This window comes from Cellulomonas sp. ACRRI (genome assembly GCF_022346185.1).
Taxonomy (GTDB): Bacteria; Actinomycetota; Actinomycetes; order Actinomycetales; family Cellulomonadaceae; genus Cellulomonas.
The window spans coordinates 19,771-39,676 of sequence record NZ_JAKRMS010000017.1; the positions used below are offsets into that span (position 1 = coordinate 19,771).

General features: G+C 71.0%; 18 protein-coding genes. 12 read left to right on the forward strand and 6 right to left on the reverse strand.

Annotated features, from left to right (window positions below; translation table 11 throughout):
* Positions 1 to 2,050: 2,050 nt before the first annotated feature.
* On the forward strand, positions 2,051 to 2,650 hold the full coding sequence (locus MHY85_RS22025; protein ID WP_374232949.1) for a helicase-related protein: 600 nt from the start codon (positions 2,051 to 2,053) through the stop codon (positions 2,648 to 2,650).
* A 106-nt stretch (positions 2,651 to 2,756) separates the two neighbouring features.
* Here MHY85_RS22025 and MHY85_RS05610 read toward each other — a convergent pair whose 3' ends face one another.
* Positions 2,757 to 3,983 (reverse strand): aldose epimerase family protein, encoded by a 1,227-nt coding sequence (locus MHY85_RS05610; RefSeq protein ID WP_239194004.1) that lies wholly within the window; start codon positions 3,981 to 3,983, stop codon positions 2,757 to 2,759.
* A 227-nt stretch (positions 3,984 to 4,210) separates the two neighbouring features.
* Positions 4,211 to 5,146, reverse strand: a complete 936-nt coding sequence (locus MHY85_RS05615; RefSeq protein WP_239194006.1) for a hypothetical protein — start codon at positions 5,144 to 5,146, stop codon at positions 4,211 to 4,213.
* A gap of 310 nt (positions 5,147 to 5,456) precedes the next feature.
* On the opposite strand from MHY85_RS05615, the gene MHY85_RS05620 reads away from it, so the two are divergent.
* The 6 genes from MHY85_RS05620 to MHY85_RS05645 all read left to right on the forward strand — a co-directional run bounded on the left by MHY85_RS05620 (position 5,457) and on the right by MHY85_RS05645 (position 12,498).
* The gene (locus MHY85_RS05620) at positions 5,457 to 5,858 is read left to right on the forward strand and encodes a hypothetical protein (RefSeq protein ID WP_239194008.1); all 402 of its coding nucleotides are present in this window, start codon (positions 5,457 to 5,459) and stop codon (positions 5,856 to 5,858) included.
* A gap of 291 nt (positions 5,859 to 6,149) precedes the next feature.
* On the forward strand, positions 6,150 to 7,325 hold the full coding sequence (locus MHY85_RS05625) for an ROK family transcriptional regulator (RefSeq protein WP_158372643.1): 1,176 nt from the start codon (positions 6,150 to 6,152) through the stop codon (positions 7,323 to 7,325).
* 16 nt (positions 7,326 to 7,341) lie between these two features.
* A complete protein-coding gene (locus MHY85_RS05630) occupies positions 7,342 to 8,148 on the forward strand; it encodes an ATP-binding cassette domain-containing protein (RefSeq protein WP_239194047.1) in 807 nt (268 codons plus the stop codon).
* 260 nt (positions 8,149 to 8,408) lie between these two features.
* A complete protein-coding gene (gene mmsA / locus MHY85_RS05635; protein WP_239194010.1) occupies positions 8,409 to 9,959 on the forward strand; it encodes a multiple monosaccharide ABC transporter ATP-binding protein in 1,551 nt (516 codons plus the stop codon).
* A gap of 22 nt (positions 9,960 to 9,981) precedes the next feature.
* Entirely contained in the window at positions 9,982 to 11,277 is a 1,296-nt protein-coding gene (gene mmsB, locus MHY85_RS05640) for a multiple monosaccharide ABC transporter permease (RefSeq protein ID WP_239194012.1), read from the forward strand.
* A 111-nt stretch (positions 11,278 to 11,388) separates the two neighbouring features.
* Complete coding sequence (locus MHY85_RS05645; RefSeq protein WP_239194014.1) at positions 11,389 to 12,498, forward strand: sugar-binding protein; 1,110 nt, start codon at positions 11,389 to 11,391, stop codon at positions 12,496 to 12,498.
* A 93-nt stretch (positions 12,499 to 12,591) separates the two neighbouring features.
* Here MHY85_RS05645 and MHY85_RS05650 read toward each other — a convergent pair whose 3' ends face one another.
* Both MHY85_RS05650 and MHY85_RS05655 read right to left on the reverse strand, forming a co-directional pair.
* Positions 12,592 to 13,353 (reverse strand): hypothetical protein, encoded by a 762-nt coding sequence (locus tag MHY85_RS05650; protein WP_239194016.1) that lies wholly within the window; start codon positions 13,351 to 13,353, stop codon positions 12,592 to 12,594.
* A gap of 8 nt (positions 13,354 to 13,361) precedes the next feature.
* On the reverse strand, positions 13,362 to 14,036 hold the full coding sequence (locus tag MHY85_RS05655) for a helix-turn-helix domain-containing protein (RefSeq protein WP_239194018.1): 675 nt from the start codon (positions 14,034 to 14,036) through the stop codon (positions 13,362 to 13,364).
* Between the two features lie 210 nt (positions 14,037 to 14,246).
* On the opposite strand from MHY85_RS05655, the gene MHY85_RS05660 reads away from it, so the two are divergent.
* On the forward strand, positions 14,247 to 14,873 hold the full coding sequence (locus MHY85_RS05660) for a hypothetical protein (RefSeq protein WP_239194019.1): 627 nt from the start codon (positions 14,247 to 14,249) through the stop codon (positions 14,871 to 14,873).
* Between the two features lie 30 nt (positions 14,874 to 14,903).
* On the opposite strand, the gene MHY85_RS05665 is transcribed toward MHY85_RS05660, so the two are convergent.
* Positions 14,904 to 15,695: a hypothetical protein gene (locus MHY85_RS05665; protein WP_239194021.1), complete on the reverse strand. Its 792-nt coding sequence runs from the start codon at positions 15,693 to 15,695 to the stop codon at positions 14,904 to 14,906.
* Positions 15,696 to 16,000: 305 nt separating this feature from the next.
* Between MHY85_RS05665 and MHY85_RS05670 the strand changes: the two genes are divergently transcribed.
* From MHY85_RS05670 to MHY85_RS05685, 4 genes are all read left to right on the forward strand, one after another.
* Positions 16,001 to 16,354: a hypothetical protein gene (locus MHY85_RS05670; RefSeq protein WP_239194023.1), complete on the forward strand. Its 354-nt coding sequence runs from the start codon at positions 16,001 to 16,003 to the stop codon at positions 16,352 to 16,354.
* Between the two features lie 65 nt (positions 16,355 to 16,419).
* A complete protein-coding gene (locus tag MHY85_RS05675; RefSeq protein WP_239194025.1) occupies positions 16,420 to 17,463 on the forward strand; it encodes a hypothetical protein in 1,044 nt (347 codons plus the stop codon).
* The gene (locus MHY85_RS05680) at positions 17,460 to 17,966 is read left to right on the forward strand and encodes a hypothetical protein (RefSeq protein WP_239194027.1); all 507 of its coding nucleotides are present in this window, start codon (positions 17,460 to 17,462) and stop codon (positions 17,964 to 17,966) included. Before MHY85_RS05675 ends, MHY85_RS05680 begins: the two co-directional genes overlap by 4 nt.
* The gene (locus MHY85_RS05685; protein ID WP_239194029.1) at positions 17,959 to 18,477 is read left to right on the forward strand and encodes a hypothetical protein; all 519 of its coding nucleotides are present in this window, start codon (positions 17,959 to 17,961) and stop codon (positions 18,475 to 18,477) included. The genes MHY85_RS05680 and MHY85_RS05685 overlap by 8 nt, the downstream gene beginning before the upstream one ends.
* 6 nt (positions 18,478 to 18,483) lie before the next feature.
* On the opposite strand, the gene MHY85_RS05690 is transcribed toward MHY85_RS05685, so the two are convergent.
* Positions 18,484 to 19,752, reverse strand: coding sequence for a low temperature requirement protein A (locus MHY85_RS05690; RefSeq protein WP_239194031.1), 1,269 nt, complete (start codon positions 19,750 to 19,752; stop codon positions 18,484 to 18,486).
* Between the last annotated feature and the right edge of the window lie 154 nt (positions 19,753 to 19,906).

Here is a 19,906-nt window from a genome sequence, read left to right on the forward strand (position 1 = left end):
CGAGGGCGGCATGAGCCGGGAGAACTTCGAGGCCGCCCTCGCCTGGTTCGACCGGTCGTCGCTCGACTATGCGCTGTGCCAAGCCTTCGGCGCGGCGATCGACTCCACAACCGGTCCTGGCGGACAGCCGCTGCGCGTCGAGATCGACGAGTGCGTGCAGGACTTCAACTACCTGCGTGGCAAGCCGAAGCCCCACCTGAGCGACCGCCGGTACAGGCTCATCGGAACCCTCCGCGGACTCGTCGCACGGGCTGCCGTCGACCACCTGGAACCGGACCTCGTCATCCTCGACGAGTTCCAGCGCTTCAAGGACCTCCTCGACGGGGCCGACGACGAAGGCGCCCGGCTCGCGAACGCGATCTTCGACCACCCGTCCGCCAGAGTGCTGCTGCTCTCGGCGACGCCGTACAAGATGTACACGCTCCCCGACGAGCCCGACGGGGATGACCACTACAGCGACTTCGTCAGGACGACCCGCTTCCTCGCCGGCGACGACCGCGCCCACGTCGTCGAGCAGTCTCTGCGCGCGATGCGCGAGTCCCTCGTCTCAGGCGACGACGACAGGCTCGCCGTGGCAGCGCGCGACCGCGTCCAGCACGAGCTGCGTCGTGTCATGTGCCGCACCGAACGCCTCGCGTCGACCCCGGACCGAGACGGCATGCTGACCGACAAGCCGCTGCCAGGCCTCGCACTCTCGCCGGACGACGTGCGTTCGTGGCGGGTCCTCGACGACGTCGCACGACTTGTCGATACCCACGACGTGTTCGAGTACTGGCGATCATCGCCCTACCCGCTCAACCTCATGGAGCGCGGCGCCTACCAGGTCAGGACGCGCTTCCACGCGGCCGCGGAACGCCAGGATGCCGGCGTCGCGACCGCCCTGCGCTCTGGCGCCGGGCTCCTGGACTGGGACGACATCCACCACTACCGCGCCGTCGACCCCGGCAACGCCAAGATGCGTGGGCTTTGCGCCGACGTCCTCGACCGGCAGACATGGCGCCTCGCGTGGCTGCCGCCGTCCCTTCCGTACTACGACCTCGGCGGCGCATACGCCCAGCCCGACCTCCAGTCGTTCACGAAGCGCCTGGTCTTCTCCGCATGGTCCGTCGTCCCCAAGGCGATCTCGGTCGTGATGAGCTACGAGGCCGAACGCCGCACGCTCGAAGCCGCGAGACTCGCCCGAACCTACGACGACAGGCCGCTGGCTCCGCCGCTCCAGTTCCGGATGGCAGGTGACCGGGTCGCCGGGATGTCCACGCTCGCCCTCCTGTACCCCAGCCTGACACTTGCGCGCGCGGGCGACCCGCTCGACGTCGCTCGCGCCACGGCCGAGATCCCGCTGAACCGCACCCGACTCGCCGACGCCGTCCGAGCACGGGTCAGTGCCCTCGTCGACCGCCTACCGAAGGGCGACACGACGTCCGAACGCGTGGACCAGAGCTGGTACTGGGCAGCGCCGTTCCTGCTGGACGAGGTGGTCTCCCCCGAGGAGCAGAAGCCGGTTCGGAACTCTTTGTCGCGCTGGTCCCAACAAGACGACGATCACGAGTCCCGACTCATCGCGCACCTGCGCACCGCGCAGGCCGTCACGTCGTTGGAACTGGGCCGACGCCCCGACGACCTCGTCGACGTCCTGACGACCATGGCCATCGCGGCCCCGGGCACGTGCGCGCTCCGAGCACTCGGCCGCGTGGCGGGGGGACCCGAGCGGTGGGCCGACTCGGAACTGCGACGTCACGCGTTCGACGTCGCACAGGGTCTGCGATCGCTGTTCAACAAGCCGGAGATCATCGCGCTCGTCCGCGCGCAGGACGACGAGTCGTACTGGCGGGCGATCCTCGAGCATGCGCTAGACGGATGTCTGCAGGCGGTCCTGGACGAGTACGCGCACGTGCTGCTCGAGTCGGAAGGACTCGTGGACGCGACGCCGCTCATGCGGTCCCGATCCATTGCCGAAGCGATGGTCGAGGCCCTGTCCACGCGCACGGCGACGAACGCGGTGGCGGACGTACACGTGTCTGACGGGGAGATTCGACTCGTCGACCGCCACATGAGCAGCCACTTCGCCGCCAGGTTCGGTCGGGCTGAGACCAGCGACAAGGCGGCCATGCGCGAGTCGACGATCCGCATGGCCTACAACTCGCCGTTCCGCCCGTTCGTGCTCGCCTCGACGTCCGTCGGCCAGGAGGGTCTCGACTTTCACACCTACTCCCACGCCGTCGTGCACTGGAACCTCCCCGGTAACCCGGTCGATCTCGAGCAGCGCGAAGGGCGCGTGCACCGCTACAAGGGCCACGCCGTACGCAAGAACGTCGCCGCTCGCCACCGTGCCGCAGCGCTCACCCTCCACGACGACCCCTGGGATGCGGTGTTCGCCGCTGCCCGCGAGGCACGGCGGCCAGGGGCCAGCGACATCGAACCGTTCTGGATCGCCACTGCTCCAGACGGCGCGCGGATCGAGCGGTACATCGCGGCGATGCCGCTGAGCCGCGAAGAGCAGCAACGCGACCGGCTCCTACGCACCGTCGGTGCGTACCGGCTGGTGATCGGCCAGCCGCGTCAGGACGACCTTCTCCGGTACGCCGGCGACGCCGGAAGGAGTCTGGCTATCGACCTCGCGCCGCCGCGCGATCCGGCGAGCCACCCGTAACCTGTCCGGGCCAGCCCGTCGTCGGACAGCGCGGCGCGACAACGCCGGCTGCAGGGGGGCCCCGCCGCACGGGCGGGCCCCCTGCATCCGTAGTCGAGGAACCGCGTCACCGCCGCCCGCGCGACAGGTCGAACACCGTTGTCGTGTCGTACGTCTCCCCCGGCCGCAGCGTCGTACTCGGGAACTGCGGCTGGTTCGGCGAGTCCGGGAAGTGCTGCGTCTCGAGCGCCAGCCCGTCGGACTGCCGGTACACGTGCCCGCCGGTGCCGACGAGCGTCGCGTCCAGGAAGTTGCCCGAGTAGAACTGGATCCCCGGCTCGGTCGTCCACATCTTCAACGTCCGCCCGGAGTCCGGGTCACGCAGCTTCGCCGCCAGCTGAAGGCTGCCGTCGTCGGGCCGGTCGAGCACCCAGTTGTGGTCGTAGCCCTGCCCGAACAGCAGCTGCTCGAACGGCTCGCGGATGCGCTCGCCGATCGGCGTCGCCGACCGGAAGTCCATCGGCGTGCCCGACACGTCGGCGATCTCACCGGTCGGGATCAGCGTCGAGTCGACCGGCGTGTAGCCGCTGGCCGGCAGCGTGAGCTCGTGGTCGAGGATCGACGACGTGCCCTCGCCCTGGAGGTTCCAGTAGGTGTGGTTCGTCAGGTTCACGACCGTCGGTGCGTCCGTGGTCGCGATGTAGTGGATCTCGAGCTTCTGGTCGCGGGTCAGCGTGTATGTGACCTGGACGTCGAGGTTGCCCGGGTAGCCCTCCTCGCCGTCGGGGCTCAGGTAGTTGAGCTGGAGCCCGACCGTGCCGTTGTTCTGGATCGGCGTCGCGGTCCAGACTTTGGTGTCGAAGCCGTTGAACCCGCCGTGCAGGCTGTTCGGGTCGTTGTTGATCGGCAGCTGGTACGTGGTGCCGTCGAGCTCGAACTGGCCGTTCGCGATGCGGTTGCCGTACCGGCCGATGAGCGCGCCGAAGTACGGGCCCGGGTTGTTGTTGTCGAGGTAGCCCTGCAGGTCGGCGAAGCCGAGGACGACGTTTACCGGGTCCTTGCGGCCGTTCGGGACCTCGAGCGACTGGATGATGCCGCCGTACGTAAGGATCCGGACAGTCATGCCGCGGTTGCTGAGCGTGTACCGCTCGACGGCGGTGCCGTCTTCGGTGGTGCCCCACGGCTCGGACGTGATGGTCGCGGTGTCGTGGTGGCCACCGCCCTTGTCACCGCCCCAGCGGTCGGTGGTGTCGTCGGCCCCCAGGGCGGCGGGACCGCCTGAGACGAGCAGTGCGGCGACCGCGAGCGGGGCTACGACGCCCACGAGTCCGCGACGGAGTTGACGCATGCGCATGTGACTCCCCCTGTCCACGTCGGCCGGCGCCGCCCCCTGGGACGTCGATGTCCCGCGGCGCGGCGACCCTAGCGCGTGACGTGGAGGGGGTCGGGGGCCCGGAGGGGCGGTGCGGTCGGGGACGACGCTAGGACGCGCGCGGCAGTAGGTCAACGAGGAGGCACTAGGGCCGCACCGAGCACCGCGGAGACGCACGCTCCTCCGCTTTCGACGCTCGCCGCGTGCCACTAGAACGCCAGTGTGAAGCCGTCCCGTGTCTGGTGCACCAGCCCCATCCCAGCGCCCGCAATCAGATCGCACAGATCCTCGCTCGGCCGCTCGGGCAGCAGCACGACGCATCGCAAGCCGGTGACGGGCACGTGCCTGCGGTAGTCGAGCAGCTGTCCGATGGCCATTCGAATGTTGTTGCGCGAGGCAGAGTTCTTCGCCTCGTACAGTGTCCTGGTCGACAGATCAAAAGGATCGGTAAGCAGGACTCCCGATCCTCCCGGCAACGTGATTGCCCACCGCTGGACTCGATCATCACCACCAAGAGTCGCCACGAACTCGTCAACGAGCACCGCCTCGTCCTTCGACGCCGTGCCGGGCAGCGAACCGCCGGTCTCGTAGAACGTGTGTGAGTTGACTTCCAGCGGAACGAGCTGTGCGCGAGCGTCCGACGGCTCGATGGCGGACCGCTCTTCAGCAGCAAGGCCGGCGGCCGCCTCGTCGTCCACGGGTAACAGGCGGAAGACGAGAACAGTGCGGGAAGCCTTGAGCGCATCTCGGGCAGGCTCTCGGCGATACGGATCATCGGGATCGACTTGGAACTCACCAAGGTATCGCTGGAGCTTGGTACGGGTGCCCTTCACGACGCCCACGGCCTCGAAGAGCCTGAGCGTGCGCCCCTGCTCCTTGTGTTCGACGATCGCCCGGTTACGAGCGATCGTCTGATCTCCCACCGTGCCCCTACCGGTGTAGTAAAAAGCGCGTCCGTCCGGCGCTGCACCGTCGTAGCGGTATCCGTACTTCAGGCCTTCAGCGGGGTCCGAGAAGAGGAGAACGTTGGGCGTCGTGGCGGACTCCACAACTCCACCTGAGTAGACGCTGCCGCCGTACAACTCCTTCAGTTCGGCTCTCGTACCGATGTCTCCAACCTTCGTGACCCACTCGAACTCAGCCACACTCTGCCCCCGATCGCGCACCTCGTTTCACTCGTACATCGGCTGGCGACTGACCTTCTTGAAGACTCGGACAGCGAGGTGCATGGCGACGCGCCGGCATCGGCACGATTCGAGCACGCGGCTGGTGTCACGGCGCGGTCTGGACGAGCACGGGATCGACTCCGCGCAGCGCGCCTCGGCGCAGGCGTTCAGGCGCTGGCACGGCAGCGCGCTTGGGTATCACGAGCCCGCAGGCTGTCAGCAGTATTGACAGCAAATAGTAGGACGAGGAGACTGTGTTGGAAGCGCCACCCAACCGAAGGAGTCTCCCGTGCCCCACATTGAGGTCGATAACCAGACCGCGTTCGCCATCCAGCTTGCAGCCGACACCGCGGCGATCTCGCCCGGCGAAGTGATCCGCAGACTGATCGAGCGGAGCCGACCCGCGGCGTTCTCCACCGCCGCGACCGTTGACGAGGGACTCGACGGAGGCCTCGAGATCCACGCGATCTACGACGGCCACCGAACAAATGCCGTGTACGAGCTCGCGAGCAGGCGGGTCACCATCACAGACGGCCCGCTCGCGGGGAAGTCGTTCAAGAGCCCGAGCGGCGCAGCGATCGCAGTGGTCTCGCGATTCCGTCCCGACGTGAACCCGAACCGCAACGGATGGTCGTTCTGGACGGTGACCGGAACCGGTGAGCTGCTGCAGTCCGTCCGGCACCCGCACTGACCGTCGTCGCCCTCTCCGAGTCGTCGTCGCGCCGCCCTTGCGCCGCCCGTACCGCCAGATCGGCGGCGCGACGACCTACTTCGGTACGTGGGCGAAGCCCCTGTGCCCACACGAGGCACAGGGGCTTATCTCGGGCACCAGACTTCGGACGCCGCCGGTTAGGCAGCCGCTCACCAGCGTCGTGATGCGGAACTCGTTCGCCCCTGTCACCGGCGCTGTTCAATGCCTCCCCGGAGTACCCTCCCCCCAGCACACAGTGACGGCGCGGCAGGACGGGAGGCCCACACCCACATGGCCGGCTCCCAAACAGCCCTGCGCGAAGCCAACCGCGCCACGGTCGTCGACACCATCCGCCGCTACGGCGGCCTCACCCAGGTCGAGCTCGCCTCCACCACGGGCCTGAGCGCCGCCACGGTCAGCAACATCGTCCGCGAGCTCCAACAAGCGGGCGAGGTCGACGTCCGCGCCACGATCCACAACGGCCGCCGCGCCATGCTCGTCACGATGGTCCACCGCACGGGCCTGGCGGCGGGCGTCCACGTCGGCACGCGCCACATGAGCATCACCCTCACCGATTCGGCCCACCAGGTGCTCGTCGAGCAGGCCCTCCCCCTGCCTCACGAGCACCGCGCCGACACCAGCCTCGACCGCGCGGCCCTTCTCATCGTCGAGATCCTCGAGCGCGTCGGCTCCGGCCTCGACGAGCTCCTCGGCATCGGCATCGGCCTGCCCGCCCCGGTCGACGCCGCGACCGGCACCGTCTCGGTCCCCGGCATCCTCCGCGGCTGGGACGACGCCCCCGTCGCCCAGGTCATGTCCAAGCGCCTCGGCGTCCCGGTGTTCGTCGACAACGACGCCAACCTCGGCGCCCTCGCCGAGAGCCGCCTTGGCGCCAGCCGGCACTTCCAGGACTCCGTCTACGTCCGCGCGTCCCACGGCACCGGCGCCGGCATCTCCCTGCACCAGAACCTGCACCGCGGCTTCGCCGGCACGGCGGGCGAGATCGGCCACGTGCAGGTCGACGCCCAGGGCCAGGTCTGCCTCTGCGGGAGCCGCGGCTGCCTCAACACCGTCGTCGGCGCCCCGGCGCTCATCGAGGTCCTCCGCGCCAGCCGCGGCTCACTCACGCTCAGAGACATCGTCGCCCTCGCCAACGACGGCGACCCCGGCTGCCGCCAGGTCGTCGAGGACGCCGGCGCCACCATCGGCGCCGTCGTCGCGGGCCTGGCCATCGCCGTGAACCCGCAGTGCGTGGTCGTCGGCGGCGAGCTCGCCGAGACCGGCGAGCTGCTGATCGGCCCGATGCGCGAGGCGATCCGCCGCCGGGTGCCGCTCAACCACATCGCGCCGCTCGAGGTGGTCGCCGCGGAGCTCGGCCCGAACGCCGAGGTCATGGGCGCGGTGCTGCTCGCGCTGGAAAACACCCGCACGACCCTCCCCACATACGCCCGGCCGGACGGAGACTGAGACCGTGGCACTCGACGTGGAGTGGACGACGACGCAGCAGCAGGGCCGATCCCAGCCCGGCGGCCCGCCCCTGCTCGCCCTGCGCAAGGTCACCAAGCGGTTCGGCGCCGTCGAGGCGCTGACCGACGCCGACCTCACCGTGCACGCGCACGAGGTCGTCGCGCTGGTCGGCGACAACGGGGCCGGGAAGTCGACGCTCGCCAAGATCATCTCCGGCGTGCTGCAGCCCGACAGCGGCACCATCGAGATCGACGGCGACCCCGTCGCCATCCCCAACCCCGCAGGCGCGCACGCCCTCGGCATCTCGACGGTGTTCCAGGACCTCGCCCTGTGCGAGAACCTCAGCGTCGCGGCGAACATCTTCCTCGGCCGCGAGCTGCGCGCGTCGAAGCGCAGCCCGATGGACATCGACGGCATGGAGCTGGCGTCCGCGCAGATCCTCCGGGACCTGACGATCACCGTGCCGTCCGTCCGGACGCCCGTGCGCGAGCTGTCCGGCGGGCAGCGGCAGGCCGTCGCCATCGCCCGGACGCTGACGACGCGGCCCCGGATCCTCGTGCTCGACGAGCCCACCGCCGCGCTGTCCGTCGTGCAGACCGCCGAGGTGCTGATGCTGGTCGAGCGGCTCCGCGAGATGGGCCTCGGCGTCGTGATCATCAGCCACAACCTGGCGGACCTGCGGGCGGTGGCCGACCGGATCGAGGTGCTGCGGCACGGCCGGAACAACGGGTCGTTCGACGCGGCGACGTCGGCACCCGAGGAGATCATCGGGGCCATCGCCGGGGCGACCCGGGCCGTCCGCCCGGCGTGGGCGACGCGCTAGCCCTGGCTTCAACCGCCCCACTGGATTGCCTTCAGAGGTTGTCGGCAATCTCCCGACCGGGCCGGCGACCACGCCCGAGCCGCCCCGGTTCGCCCACATTCGGGCCGCCACGTACGGCGCAGGTTGCGGTTTGGTCACGCCAAGGCGCGGCATTGCCTTCAGAGGTTGACGCGTAGGCCTCGGCGGTCCTAGCGTCCACCGCGAGCTCGACAGACCGGCACCGACGCCGGCCGTGCAGCGCGGCACAGGGAGCAGGCACGATGCTGGACACCCCCGTCGTCCTCGAGATGAGGTCGATCACCAAGACCTTCCCCGGCGTGACGGCGCTGGACCAGGTCCGGATGACGGTGCGCGAGCGCGAGATCCACGCGATCTGCGGCGAGAACGGCGCCGGCAAGTCGACGCTGATGAAGATCCTGTCCGGCGTCTACCCGCACGGCACCTACTCCGGCGAAATCGTCTACCAGGGCGAGGAGGTCCGGTTCAAGGACATCAAGTCCAGCGAGCGGGCCGGCATCGTGATCATCCACCAGGAGCTGGCGCTCATCCCCGAGCTGTCGATCGCGGAGAACATCTTCCTCGGCAACGAGGTCGCCGGGCCGCTCGGCATCGACTGGGACGCCACCCGCGAGAAGGCGGCGGAGCTGCTGGCCCGAGTCGACCTGACCATCTCCCCCGACGAGCAGGTCAAGAACATCGGCGTCGGCCAGCAGCAGCTCGTGGAGATCGCCCGGGCGCTGGCCAAGGACGTGAGGCTGCTGATCCTCGACGAGCCGACGTCGGCGCTGAACGAGGAGGACTCCGCGCACCTGCTGGACCTGCTGCGCGACCTCCGCGCGAAGGGCATGACCAGCATCATGATCAGCCACAAGCTCAACGAGATCGCCGCCATCGCCGACTCGATCACGATCATCCGGGACGGGAAGACGGTCGAGACGCTGGACGCCGGAGCGGGCGAGGTCGACGAGGACCGGATCATCCGCGGCATGGTCGGCCGCTCCCTCGACCACCGGTTCCCGGACCACACCCCGAACATCGGCGAGACGTTCTTCGAGGTGCGGGACTGGTGGGTCGAGCACCCGACGGTCGCGGACCGGATGGTCTGCAAGGGGTCGGCGTTCGAGGTGCGGCACGGCGAGATCGTCGGCTTCGCCGGGATCATGGGCGCCGGCCGCACCGAGCTCGCGCGGTCGATCTTCGGCCGGTCGTACGGGCGGTTCCGCGGCGGCGAGATCCTCATCGACGGCGAGCCGGTCGAGCTGCACACCGTCCAGCAGGCCATCGACCACAAGATCGCCTACGTCCCGGAGGACCGGAAGGTCCAGGGCCTGAACCTGCTGGACAGCATCCTCGACACCATCGTGTCGGCCGACCTCAAGCGGATCACCAAGCACCGGGTCCTCGACACCGACACCGCGTTCCTGGCCTCCGAGCGCTACCGGAAGTCGCTGAACATCCGGACGCCGTCGGTCCGGCAGGGCGTCGCCAAGCTGTCGGGCGGCAACCAGCAGAAGGCGCTGCTCGGGAAGTGGATGTTCCCGGAGCCGGACCTGCTGATCCTCGACGAGCCGACCCGCGGCGTGGACGTCGGCGCGAAGTACGAGATCTACGGCCTGGTCCAGCGCCTGGCCGACGCGGGCAAGGGCGTCGTGGTCATCTCCTCCGAGCTGCCGGAGCTGCTCGGCCTGTGCGACCGGATCTACACGATCTTCGAGGGCCGGGTCACCGGCGTCCTCGACCGGGAGCAGGCCGACCAGGAGTCCCTGATGCGGCTGATGACCGGCACCAGCCCCGCCCTCACCACCCCCTGATCCAGCGAAGGACGACCGGACGATGACGTCTCTCAAGCAGCTGTTCGGCGGCGGCGCCCGCCAGTTCGGCATGGTGTTCGCGCTGATCGCGCTGGTGATCATCTTCCAGATCGCCACGGGCGGGAAGGTGCTCACGCCGACCAACGCGCAGAACATCATCAACGGCAACTCGTACGTGCTGATCCTGGCGATCGGCATGGTGCTGGTGATCATCGCCGGGCACATCGACCTGTCGGTCGGGTCGGTGGCCGCCGTGGTCGGCATCATCGTGGCGCTGGCGATCCGCGACTGGGGCATCCCCTGGTGGGCGGGCATCCTGCTCGGCCTGGCCGTCGGCGCGGTGATCGGCGCCTGGCAGGGGTTCTGGGTCGCCTACGTCGGCATCCCGGGCTTCATCACCACGCTCGCCGGGATGATGTTCTTCCGCGGCGCCAACCAGTACATCGGCAAGTCGAACACCGTCCCGGTCCCCGAGGAGATCCAGACGCTCGGCGCCGGCTACCTGCCCGAGTGGGGCCCGAACACCGGCCTGAACAACTGGACGCTGCTGCTCGGCATCCTCGCGATCGCGGGCGTCGTCTACGGCGAACTCCGCAAGCGCCGCTCCGCCCGCCGCCTCGGCGGCACCCCGGTCCCGCTGTGGGTGTCGATCACGCGGATGGTCGCCCTCGGCGCCGTCATCGCCTACGCCACCGTCCTGTTCGGCAGCGGCCGCGTCGGCACATCGTTCCCGGTCTCCGGCGTCATCCTCGGGGTCCTGGTCCTGGTGTACGGCTTCGTCTCGAGCCGCACGATCACCGGCCGGCACGTGTACGCGGTCGGCGGCAACAAGGTCGCGGCGGCGCTGTCCGGCGTCAACATCCGCCGCACCAACTTCTTCGTCATGATGAACATGTCCGTGCTGGCGGCGCTGGCCGGCATCGTCTTCATCGGCCGGTCGACCGCCTCCGGGCCGTTCGACGGCACCAACTGGGAGCTCGACGCGATCGCCGCGGTGTTCATCGGCGGCGCGGCGGTCTCCGGCGGCGTCGGCACCGTCGTCGGGTCGCTCATCGGCGGCCTTGTCATGGCCGTGCTGAACAACGGCCTGCAGCTCATGGGCGTCGGCTCTGACAGCACCCAGATGATCAAGGGCCTGGTGCTGCTCGCCGCGGTCGCCTTCGACGTCTACAACAAGGTCCAGGGCCGGCCCTCGATCGTCGGGCTGCTGATGAAGGGCGCGCGGCGGAGCCGACCCGAGGGCCCCGGCCCCGACGACAGCACCGCCGGGACCGGCGCGGTGCCGGTGTCGCAGAACGAGACGCTCGCGCGCAGCTGACGGCCGGCGCCTTCCCCCGACCCCACACCCGCACTCCATCGTGCCGACCCCCGGCACGACGCTCGACCGCACCCAACGACGGGTGCCCAACCAGGAAGAGTGACACCACCCATGAAGAAGCTGACTGCGGCGCTGGTCGCCGCCGGGGCCGCCGGAGCACTGCTCCTGTCCGGCTGCTCGTCCGAGCGTGGCGGGTCGTCCACCGAGGAGACCGCCGGGTCGTCCGAGAGCGGCGGCGGCTTCGCGGCCGACGCCACCATCGGCGTCGCCCTGCCGCAGAAGACGTCGGAGAACTGGGTGCTCGCCGAGCAGCTGTTCAAGGACGGGCTGACCGAGGCCGGGTACAACCCGATCGTGCAGTTCGCGAACAGCGGCGTCACCGAGCAGCAGAACCAGATCCAGGCCATGACCGAGCAGGGCGCCAGCGTGATCGTCGTGGGCGCGATCGACGGCTCGCAGCTGGGCTCCCAGCTCGAGGCGGCGGTCGACTCCGGCGCCCACGTCATCGCCTACGACCGCCTGGTGAAGAACACCGACGCCGTCGACATGTACGTGGCGTTCGACAACTACCAGGTCGGCGTCCTGCAGGGGCAGGCGCTGCTCGACGGCCTGGCCGAGCGCAAGGGCGAGGGCCCGTACAACATCGAGCTCATCGCCGGCTCCCCCGACGACGCCAACTCCACGCCGTTCTTCGAGGGTGCGATGAGCGTCCTGCAGCCGAAGATCGACGACGGCACCCTCGTGGTCGTCTCCGGCCAGACGTCGTTCGAGCAGGTCGCGACGCAGGGCTGGAAGGCCGAGAACGCGCAGAAGCGCATGGACACGATCCTCGCCGGCTCGTACGGCTCCGAGGAGCTCGACGGCGTCCTGTCGCCGAACGACACCCTCGGCCGCGCCGCGCTCACCTCCGTCGCGCAGGCGGGCAAGGAGACCCCGGTCGTCACCGGCCAGGACTCCGAGGTCGAGTCGGTGAAGTCGATCATGGCCGGCGAGCAGTACTCGACGATCTACAAGGACACCCGCGAGCTCGTGGCGCAGACGATCAAGGAGATCCAGGCGCTGCAGAAGGGCGAGGAGCCGGAGATCAACGACACCGAGTCGTACGACAACGGGGTCAAGGTCGTGCCGTCGTTCCTGCTGACGCCCGTGATCGTGACGAAGGAGAACGCGGCCGACGTGTACAAGGACGACGACACGCTGGCGCCGCTGACGCAGGGGTGACGGCGGTCGGCGCCCGGTAGGGCGGTCGAGGCGAGGGGCGGGCCCGTGGGTGGGTCCGCCCCTCGCGGCGTGCTCGGGAGGAGTGCGCCGCGGTCAGGTCCAGGGCGACGACGGTCGGGGCTCGCGCCGCGCGTCGGGCTCCGGCTCCAGCGCGAGCCGCAGCCGGGCGACACCCTCTGCCGCGCCGTCGACCGAGCGCCACGACGTGTCGGTGACCATGCGGCCCAGCATGTTGTCGAGGTGCTCGCGGTCCCGCCGACCGGCGGCGTGCACGGCGTCCTCCGAGCGGACCAGCGTGGCGAGCACCGCGAAGTCGTGGACGTGGCGAGCCGAGCCGGGATCCCCCGCGATGCGGATCGCCGCCGCCTTGCCGACGAGCGCGCCGAGCAGGCTCGGCCGGCGGATCGTGCCGCGGCGGCTGTCGACCAGCACGGGCACGCTGGCGGAACGGTCGACCGCCTGCTGCGCACCGTAGGTCTCGATCGTCTGCCGCCCCGTCACCGTCCTACGTGCCCTGCTCGACGGCCGGAGGCCCCGGGGGATCAGGACGTCCACACTTGCGGGTTCGCGGACCCACCGGTGTTCGTACCCCTGCCACGACGCGCCGTCGGGCCGGAAGCCCAGATCACGCAGGGCGCCCGTGAACCGCGCCAGCGCCCGGCTGTCGGCGCGCACGTCGATCGCCGCGTCGAGGTCGTCCGTCGGACGGGACGGCGCCCGACCGCGCTCCGCGCAGTGCAGGTGGACCATCTGACCGCCGACCATCGTCCACCCGGTGGGCATCCGCTCGTGCAGGTCCATGAGCGCGTGCCACGCCGCTCGCTGAGCCGGCGGCATCGGAGGCAGGACGATCATGGCGGCGGTCAGATGCCCAGTGCCTCGGCGACGATCGCGCTCGCACGCACGCGCTCGCGGGGGCCACCGTGCTCGGCGAGGTCGGCGGCCACCTGCAGGCGCAGGGCATGCGGTGGCACGTAGGCGGAGACGTGCAGCCACACGTCCGGTCGGCTGTCGACCGGGTCGACCAGGAGGTGGCGGCGGACGACGCGGGGCAAGTCGTCCTCGTGCACGTAGCCCTCGGCCTGCGCGCCGGCAGACAGCCCGGAGCGCGGGTCGCTCAGGCCCGACGGCAGCATCTCGTCGTCGGCCAGGACACCCGCCGGGTCCGTGCCCCGGTACGCCACCCGCCGAGCCCGTCCGGCGACGAGTGCCTGGAGCCGGGTCGCGGGGTCCGCGTCCTCCCGCAGTCGTTCGACGTGGGCACGGAGGCGCCGGCGCTCCCCCGGCGTCGCCCACGGGACGTCGAGGTCGTCGACGACGAGCATCAGTGCCCACGCCATCCGCACGCTCATGGGTCGGCCGCGCCGGTGCGTCAGCGCGGCGAGCTGCTGGGGGTCGTCGAGCACGTACTGGTGGCCGACCTTGGTGGCGCGGATCTTGCCGGTCCGGATGAGCGCGTCCACGCGCGACCGGCTCAGGCCGGTGGCCTCGGCGGCCTGGGCGACGGTGAGGCGTGAGCCGAGCGGCCGGGATGCCATGACACAACTATAGCAATCGTGCCTTATTTGAGATAGTTCGTGGCGTCGATGTGAGTCACTCGGCGCCGCTTTGGCACTCGCGCGCAGGTCCGCGGGCCCGGTTGCACGCATCCCCGGTCTCGTTACGTTCGAGGTGAGGGACGTGCGGAAGCGTCCCTCGCGGCTACCACCGATCGAGCAGCGGTCGGGCCGACCCGCTGGAGGACCACCGTGATCACGACCCCCACCCGCCGCCCGCGCACCCACGCCCGGACGTTCGCGCTCGCCCTCGCGGCCGGCGCCCTCGTCGTCGGGACGTCGGCGTGCACCGGCGGCACTGCGGAGGCCGAGGACACCACCGACACCGCGCCCGCGCCGGATCCGGTCACGACGACGTCCGACGCGGGGGCGGGCGACGACGCCACGGCGGGCGGCGATCTGCTGGTCGGCACCCACCAGGTCGACATCCAGACCTACGGCGGCGAGTGGGTCACCACGACCACCGAGGGCGGAGTCACCACCGTCGCCGACCCCGCCGAGGCCGGCGGCGTCCCGACCACGTGGGTGTTCGAGCCCACCGGCGAGACGTTCCAGGTCCGGACGACGGCCACCACCGACGGCCAGCCGTCCTGCCTGAGCCTGCCCGGCGACGACGTCATCACCGTGGCGCCGTGCGACCCGGCCGCGCCCGACCAGCAGCTCGACGTCGCGACGCTGGACCAGCCGGAGCAGGTGAACATCTCGTCGGCCGCGGGCGTCGTGGTGGCGGACCAGGAGGGCGGGCTCGCGCTCGACCCGGACCCGTCGAGCCCGGCGAGCGTGTTCACGCTGGTGGACCGGGGCGCGGCGGAAGGCTGAGGCGCCGGAGGTCCGCGTGCCCGCAGAACGTCAGGACCCAGTTGCGGGCCGCGATCTCCGGGACTCGCGCACCAGCGCGAGCCCGGCGTCCGACCCGAGTCGTGCCGCGACGACCGGTTCCTGGCATGCTCGGAGGAGTTCGACGAGCTCGGGCGCGTCCAGCGCGAACATGCCGGTCCGGATGGAGATGTCCCCGAGCGCCGCGCGGAGTCTCCGGTCGCGGCCGCGGCGGGCGTCGACGGTCACGGCGTGGCTGTCCCGGACGACGACGCGCACCACGGACGCGGGGCCGTCCGTGTCGCCGATCCAGCGCACGTCGGGCCACCTGACCCGGCTCGTCACATCGCGCTCTCGCACGACCAGCGCGGTCGGTGTCAGCCAGATCCCGGCCCGCAGTGCGCGGCGCAGCTGGCCGCCCACGGTGAGCGCCACCGGCACGACCAGCGCGATCAGCACCACGACGACGGCGACGTCCTCGCCGGCACCGGCGCCGACGCCGAGGCGCGCTGCGCCGAACACGAGCGCGACGAACGGCACGGTCGCGACCGCGGCGAACACAGCGCCGAGGACCGGGCGGGCCGGGTGCTCGTGCAGCACGGCCGCCGGCTCGCCGTCCAGCACGCGTGTCGCGATCTGCCCACGACCACCCGCCCCACCGCGCTCGCGGTCACGCAGAACCCGGCCGACGAGCAGCAGCAACCCGACCGCGGTGATCCACGTCCCGATGCCGAGAGCGGCGGTCTCCGCTCGGCCGACCACGACGATGACCGTGCCGAAGACGATCAGGCCTGTTTCGGTGGCGACCTCCCGGACCCGGGTCACCGGTTCCGCGCCACGATGTCCGGGCTCAGCGGGCACGCCGCGCACCCCTGCCTCGCCGCTCCCCGTCGTGATGGCCGAGCCCGAGCGCCACCCTGGTTCCTCCACGTCCGTACCCCGCCGTCGCTCCCGCGACCCGACCTGACCCGCAGGCTAGCCGAGCGCGTTCTTCCGGGTCCGGAGCGGTCCGGCCAGCACGTGGAGGAGCCTGCTGACAGCGGTACCCGACTGCCCGGTCGTGCCACTCGGCATCATCGGGCGGCACTGTGGACGTCGGGCCGGTGCCTCCGCCTCCCTACGATGACGACATGGCCGGGATCGAGAACGCCGCGCTGGCGGGCGCCGCGTGGGCGACGACGCTCGCGGCCGTGCTGATGGTGATCGTCGCGATCACCCGCCGCGGGACCGGCGGCGGGTTCCTCCCGGTGCTGGCACTTCTTCTCGCCGTCCTCCTGCTCGCACTCGTGATCGCAGCTGCGGTCGGCGTCCCCTGGACCGCGCTCGGGGTCATGGGTGTCGTCGCAGCGACGGTCGGTGCCGCTCTCGTCCTCACCGGACGACTCCCCGGGGCGACGGCGGCCTACGCCGTCCTGGTGATCGTCGGCATCGTCGCCGCGTGGGGGGCTGCCACCGGGCGACTCGCGTTCCCGGCGCCGCGGTAGGGTCCCGGCAGACGAACAGGGGGCGTGGAGTGCAGGTCGATACGACATACCTCAAGACGTGCGACGTGCGGCTGGGACAGATCGCCTCGGACGTCAACGGGGCGATGAGCTACAGCTCGTCCCACCTGTCCGGGTTCAGCCGGTGGGGTGACGGTCGACTCGCCGGCCTCGCCCTCGGTCAGCACGACACCTACCTCGAGGCCACCGAGACCAACCTCGCCGCGACGAAGCGTCTGCTCACCGCGGCGGCCGACGCTCTCAACACGATCGCCCAACGGTACGACGCGACCGACGACGACCAGTCCGTCGCCTTCCGGAACCTGTTCAAGGACCTGGACCCGAACGCCGCGACTCCGCCCATCACGGGGGCGACCGCACCGTCGGGGGGATCCGCGGCGCAGCCGTCGGAGGCGCTCTCCGCGCCGGAGGGCATGCCCGACCTCAACCCGGTGTTCCTGGCGATCCTCCAGTGGCCCGACTACCTGTCGTTCACGTGGTGGGCGCGGTGGCTGATCAACCAGGGCTTCCAGCTCGTGTGGCCCGGCATCGGTGGCGGCGACATCTTCCAGTGGCTCTGGTCCGAGGTCGGCGGCGACTGGGACCGGATCTACACCGCGGGCAGCGCGTTCGGCCAGATCGGTGACTACTTCTCCCGGCTCGGCGACGCCACCCGCGACGAGGCGATCGCGATGTTCCAGGGCTGGACACAGGGCGAGGCAGCCACCAAGGCGGGCGAGTTCTTCGCGGAGATCCTGGCGGCCTTCGAGGCCCAGTTGGCCCCCTACGGCGACCTGGAGCTGAAGTACCAGAAGGCCGCAGGCTCGTCCTACATGCTGTGCCAGGCCGCCTACTCCGGGCTGGACGCCCTGGGCGACCACGTCGTCGCGCTGGCTCTCGGCGTGGGCTCCGTCGGCGAGGCGATCGCCGCCGTCTTCAGCGGTGGCGCCACCGCACCGATGGCGATCGTGTCGGCCGTCGCCGCGTTCATCGCCGAGCTCTCCGCGATCTGGGGCTCCGCCGTGGCGGCCGTGATGGCGATCGGCGGACTCATGAACGGCCTGCAGGCGTCGTCGATGACCATCACCAGCGTCCCGATCCCGGAAGCATGATGACCGAGCTGCCCGACATCTCCCCCGTCCTCGACAAGGTCTTCGGCTCGGACTACCGCGCTGAGCTCCGCCGCACCCTGCTCGAGCGGGCTGCGGAGACCGACGACCCGGCCTACGCTGACCGCCTCCGCGAGGCTGCGGACGGCCGACGACCGCTGCGATCTCTGCTCGCCGACCCGGCTTTCCAGGCCGCCCTCCGGCTGGATCAGGTCGATCGCGACGAGGTCGAGTCCCGGACCCCGACCCCGGAGCAGCAGGACCAGCTCGCACGGCGGCTCGCCGAGCACCGCGAGCAGCACGGCACACCGGTGTTCCCACCCGTGGCGGAGCTCGCGACCTACGCCGCCGACGCCCAGGCCCGGGCGCAGCGCACGCGCGACGTGGTCGCCGCGGACGAGCTGACCGGCTGGCAGGGGTCGCAGCAGCGCATCGAGGAGAAGCGCGCCGCGGAGCAGGCGCGCGACGCGGACGAGCGCCCGGGGCGGGGGACCGACCGTGGCTGAACCGCTCGTCGTGCAGTTCCGCCCCGAGGCGCGGCGGGACTTCCAGCGGCGGGCTTCTCGCGATCCCCAGCGCCGCGGACGGGCGGCGATCGCCTTGGCGGCGTTGCTCGCGCTCCTCGTGCTCGTGCCCTGGGTCGCCGCCAACGCGGTGCGGGGCTTCGAGCCGCGCAGCCTCCTCCTGCTCGCCTTCCTCGTCGCCCCGGCCGCCCTCCTGGTCTGGGGCCGACGGAAGATCGAGGACCGCCCTGCCGTGCTGGGCTCGGTGGCGTTCGTCGTCACGGCCGACGAGATCCGGTTCGAGCCGCTGCCCTCGGCGAACTCGGCCCTGGTCGACGCCCCGGCGGAGGTGTGGCCGGTCGCCGGGACCACGGTCGAGGTCCGACCGTCCCGGGTCGTCGGCGACCGTCTGGTGCTGCGCCGCGCCGGAGTGCGGCGCCGGGTCTACCTCGCGGCGACGCTCGACGTGCCCGCCGAACGGATCACGTCGAGGCTCAGCGGCCGGTCACAGTGAGCGGCCTCACGAGTCGACCTCGCCACCGGTGACAGCCGCAGCCGACGCCGTCCGCCCCGCCCACCCGTGCCCGACGACGGTCACCCACGGCGTCGCCGCGAGCACCAGCAGGCACCACACCAGCGCCACCCCGGCGGCCGCCAGCGCCACGCTCGCCAGCACCACCCCCACCGACACCCCGACGAGCACCACGTGGAACCGGTCGTGCGCCCGGCTCAGCACGGCGAACAGCGCGTAGAACGTCCCGACGTACACGGCCACCGGCACCGCGACGGTCAGCGCCGTGCCCACGGCGGACAGCGTGCTCTCCCCGAGCAGGTAGTACGCCCCCGCGTGCAGCCCGCCGCCGATCGCGATGATCGCCCCGAACAGCACGATGTGCCCGTACCCCCACGAGAACGAGCGTCGGCGACGGGCGGCCAGCAGCTCGCCGCTCGGCATGACGTCGTACGCCCACCACAGCCCGAACGTGAGCGCGACGCCCGCCAGCCCGAGCAGCGCGGTCTCGACCGTCCAGCCCGACTCCTCGATGATCGCGGCCAGCGCGAACGTCGTGCCGGTCAGCCCCTCGCCGACGGCGATGATGACGACGAGGCCGTACCGCTCGGCGATGTGGTGCGGGTGCCACGGGGTGCCGCCGTGCACGCGCTCGGCGACGACCGGTCCGACGAGCTCCAGCACCACCAGCGGGACGACGAAGGCGAACGTCGTCGTGGTCGGCAGGTCGAGCAGCGCGAGCGTCACCCAGCCGGCCTGCGCCGCGAGCAGGGTGGTGATGAACACGGCGACGCTCGGTCGGCGGGCGGGGTCGGCGACCGCGGCGCGCGCCCACTGCAGCACCATCGGCACGCGCATGACGACGTACCCGAGCACCAGCACCCGGTTGTCCAGGTGCTCCCCCGCCGCGAGCGACTCGAACATCGGCGGCACACCCAGCGCCAGGATCAGCACGCCGACCATCTGCACCATCGTGGTGAGCCGGAACAGCCAGTCGTCGGTGTCGTACGCCGAGGCGAACCAGGTGAAGTTGATCCACGCCCAGGACACGGCGAACGTGGCGAAGGTGAACCCGACGATCGCCGGGCCGACGTGGCCGTCCGCGACCAGGACGGCGAGCTCCTCCGCCGTGCGGCCGAAGGCGATGACGAAGGTGAGGTCGAACAGCAGCTCGAGCGGGGTGGCGGCGCGGCGTTCCTCGCGGGGGTCGCGGCCGGTCATGCGGATGCGCAGCGGGGCGACCCGGGATCGCGTGATCGGTGCAGCTGGCCTCGTCACGCCTTGGATCGTGTCACGCCTGCGGGCGGCGCCGTGAGACCTCCAGCTCGGCCGACGTCGCACGGGCCGCGACGTCTCCACCGACCGGCGCCACCACGTCGAGCGCGGGGACCGCGGGACTGCGGCGCGCACAGCGGATATCGGCGCGGCGTCG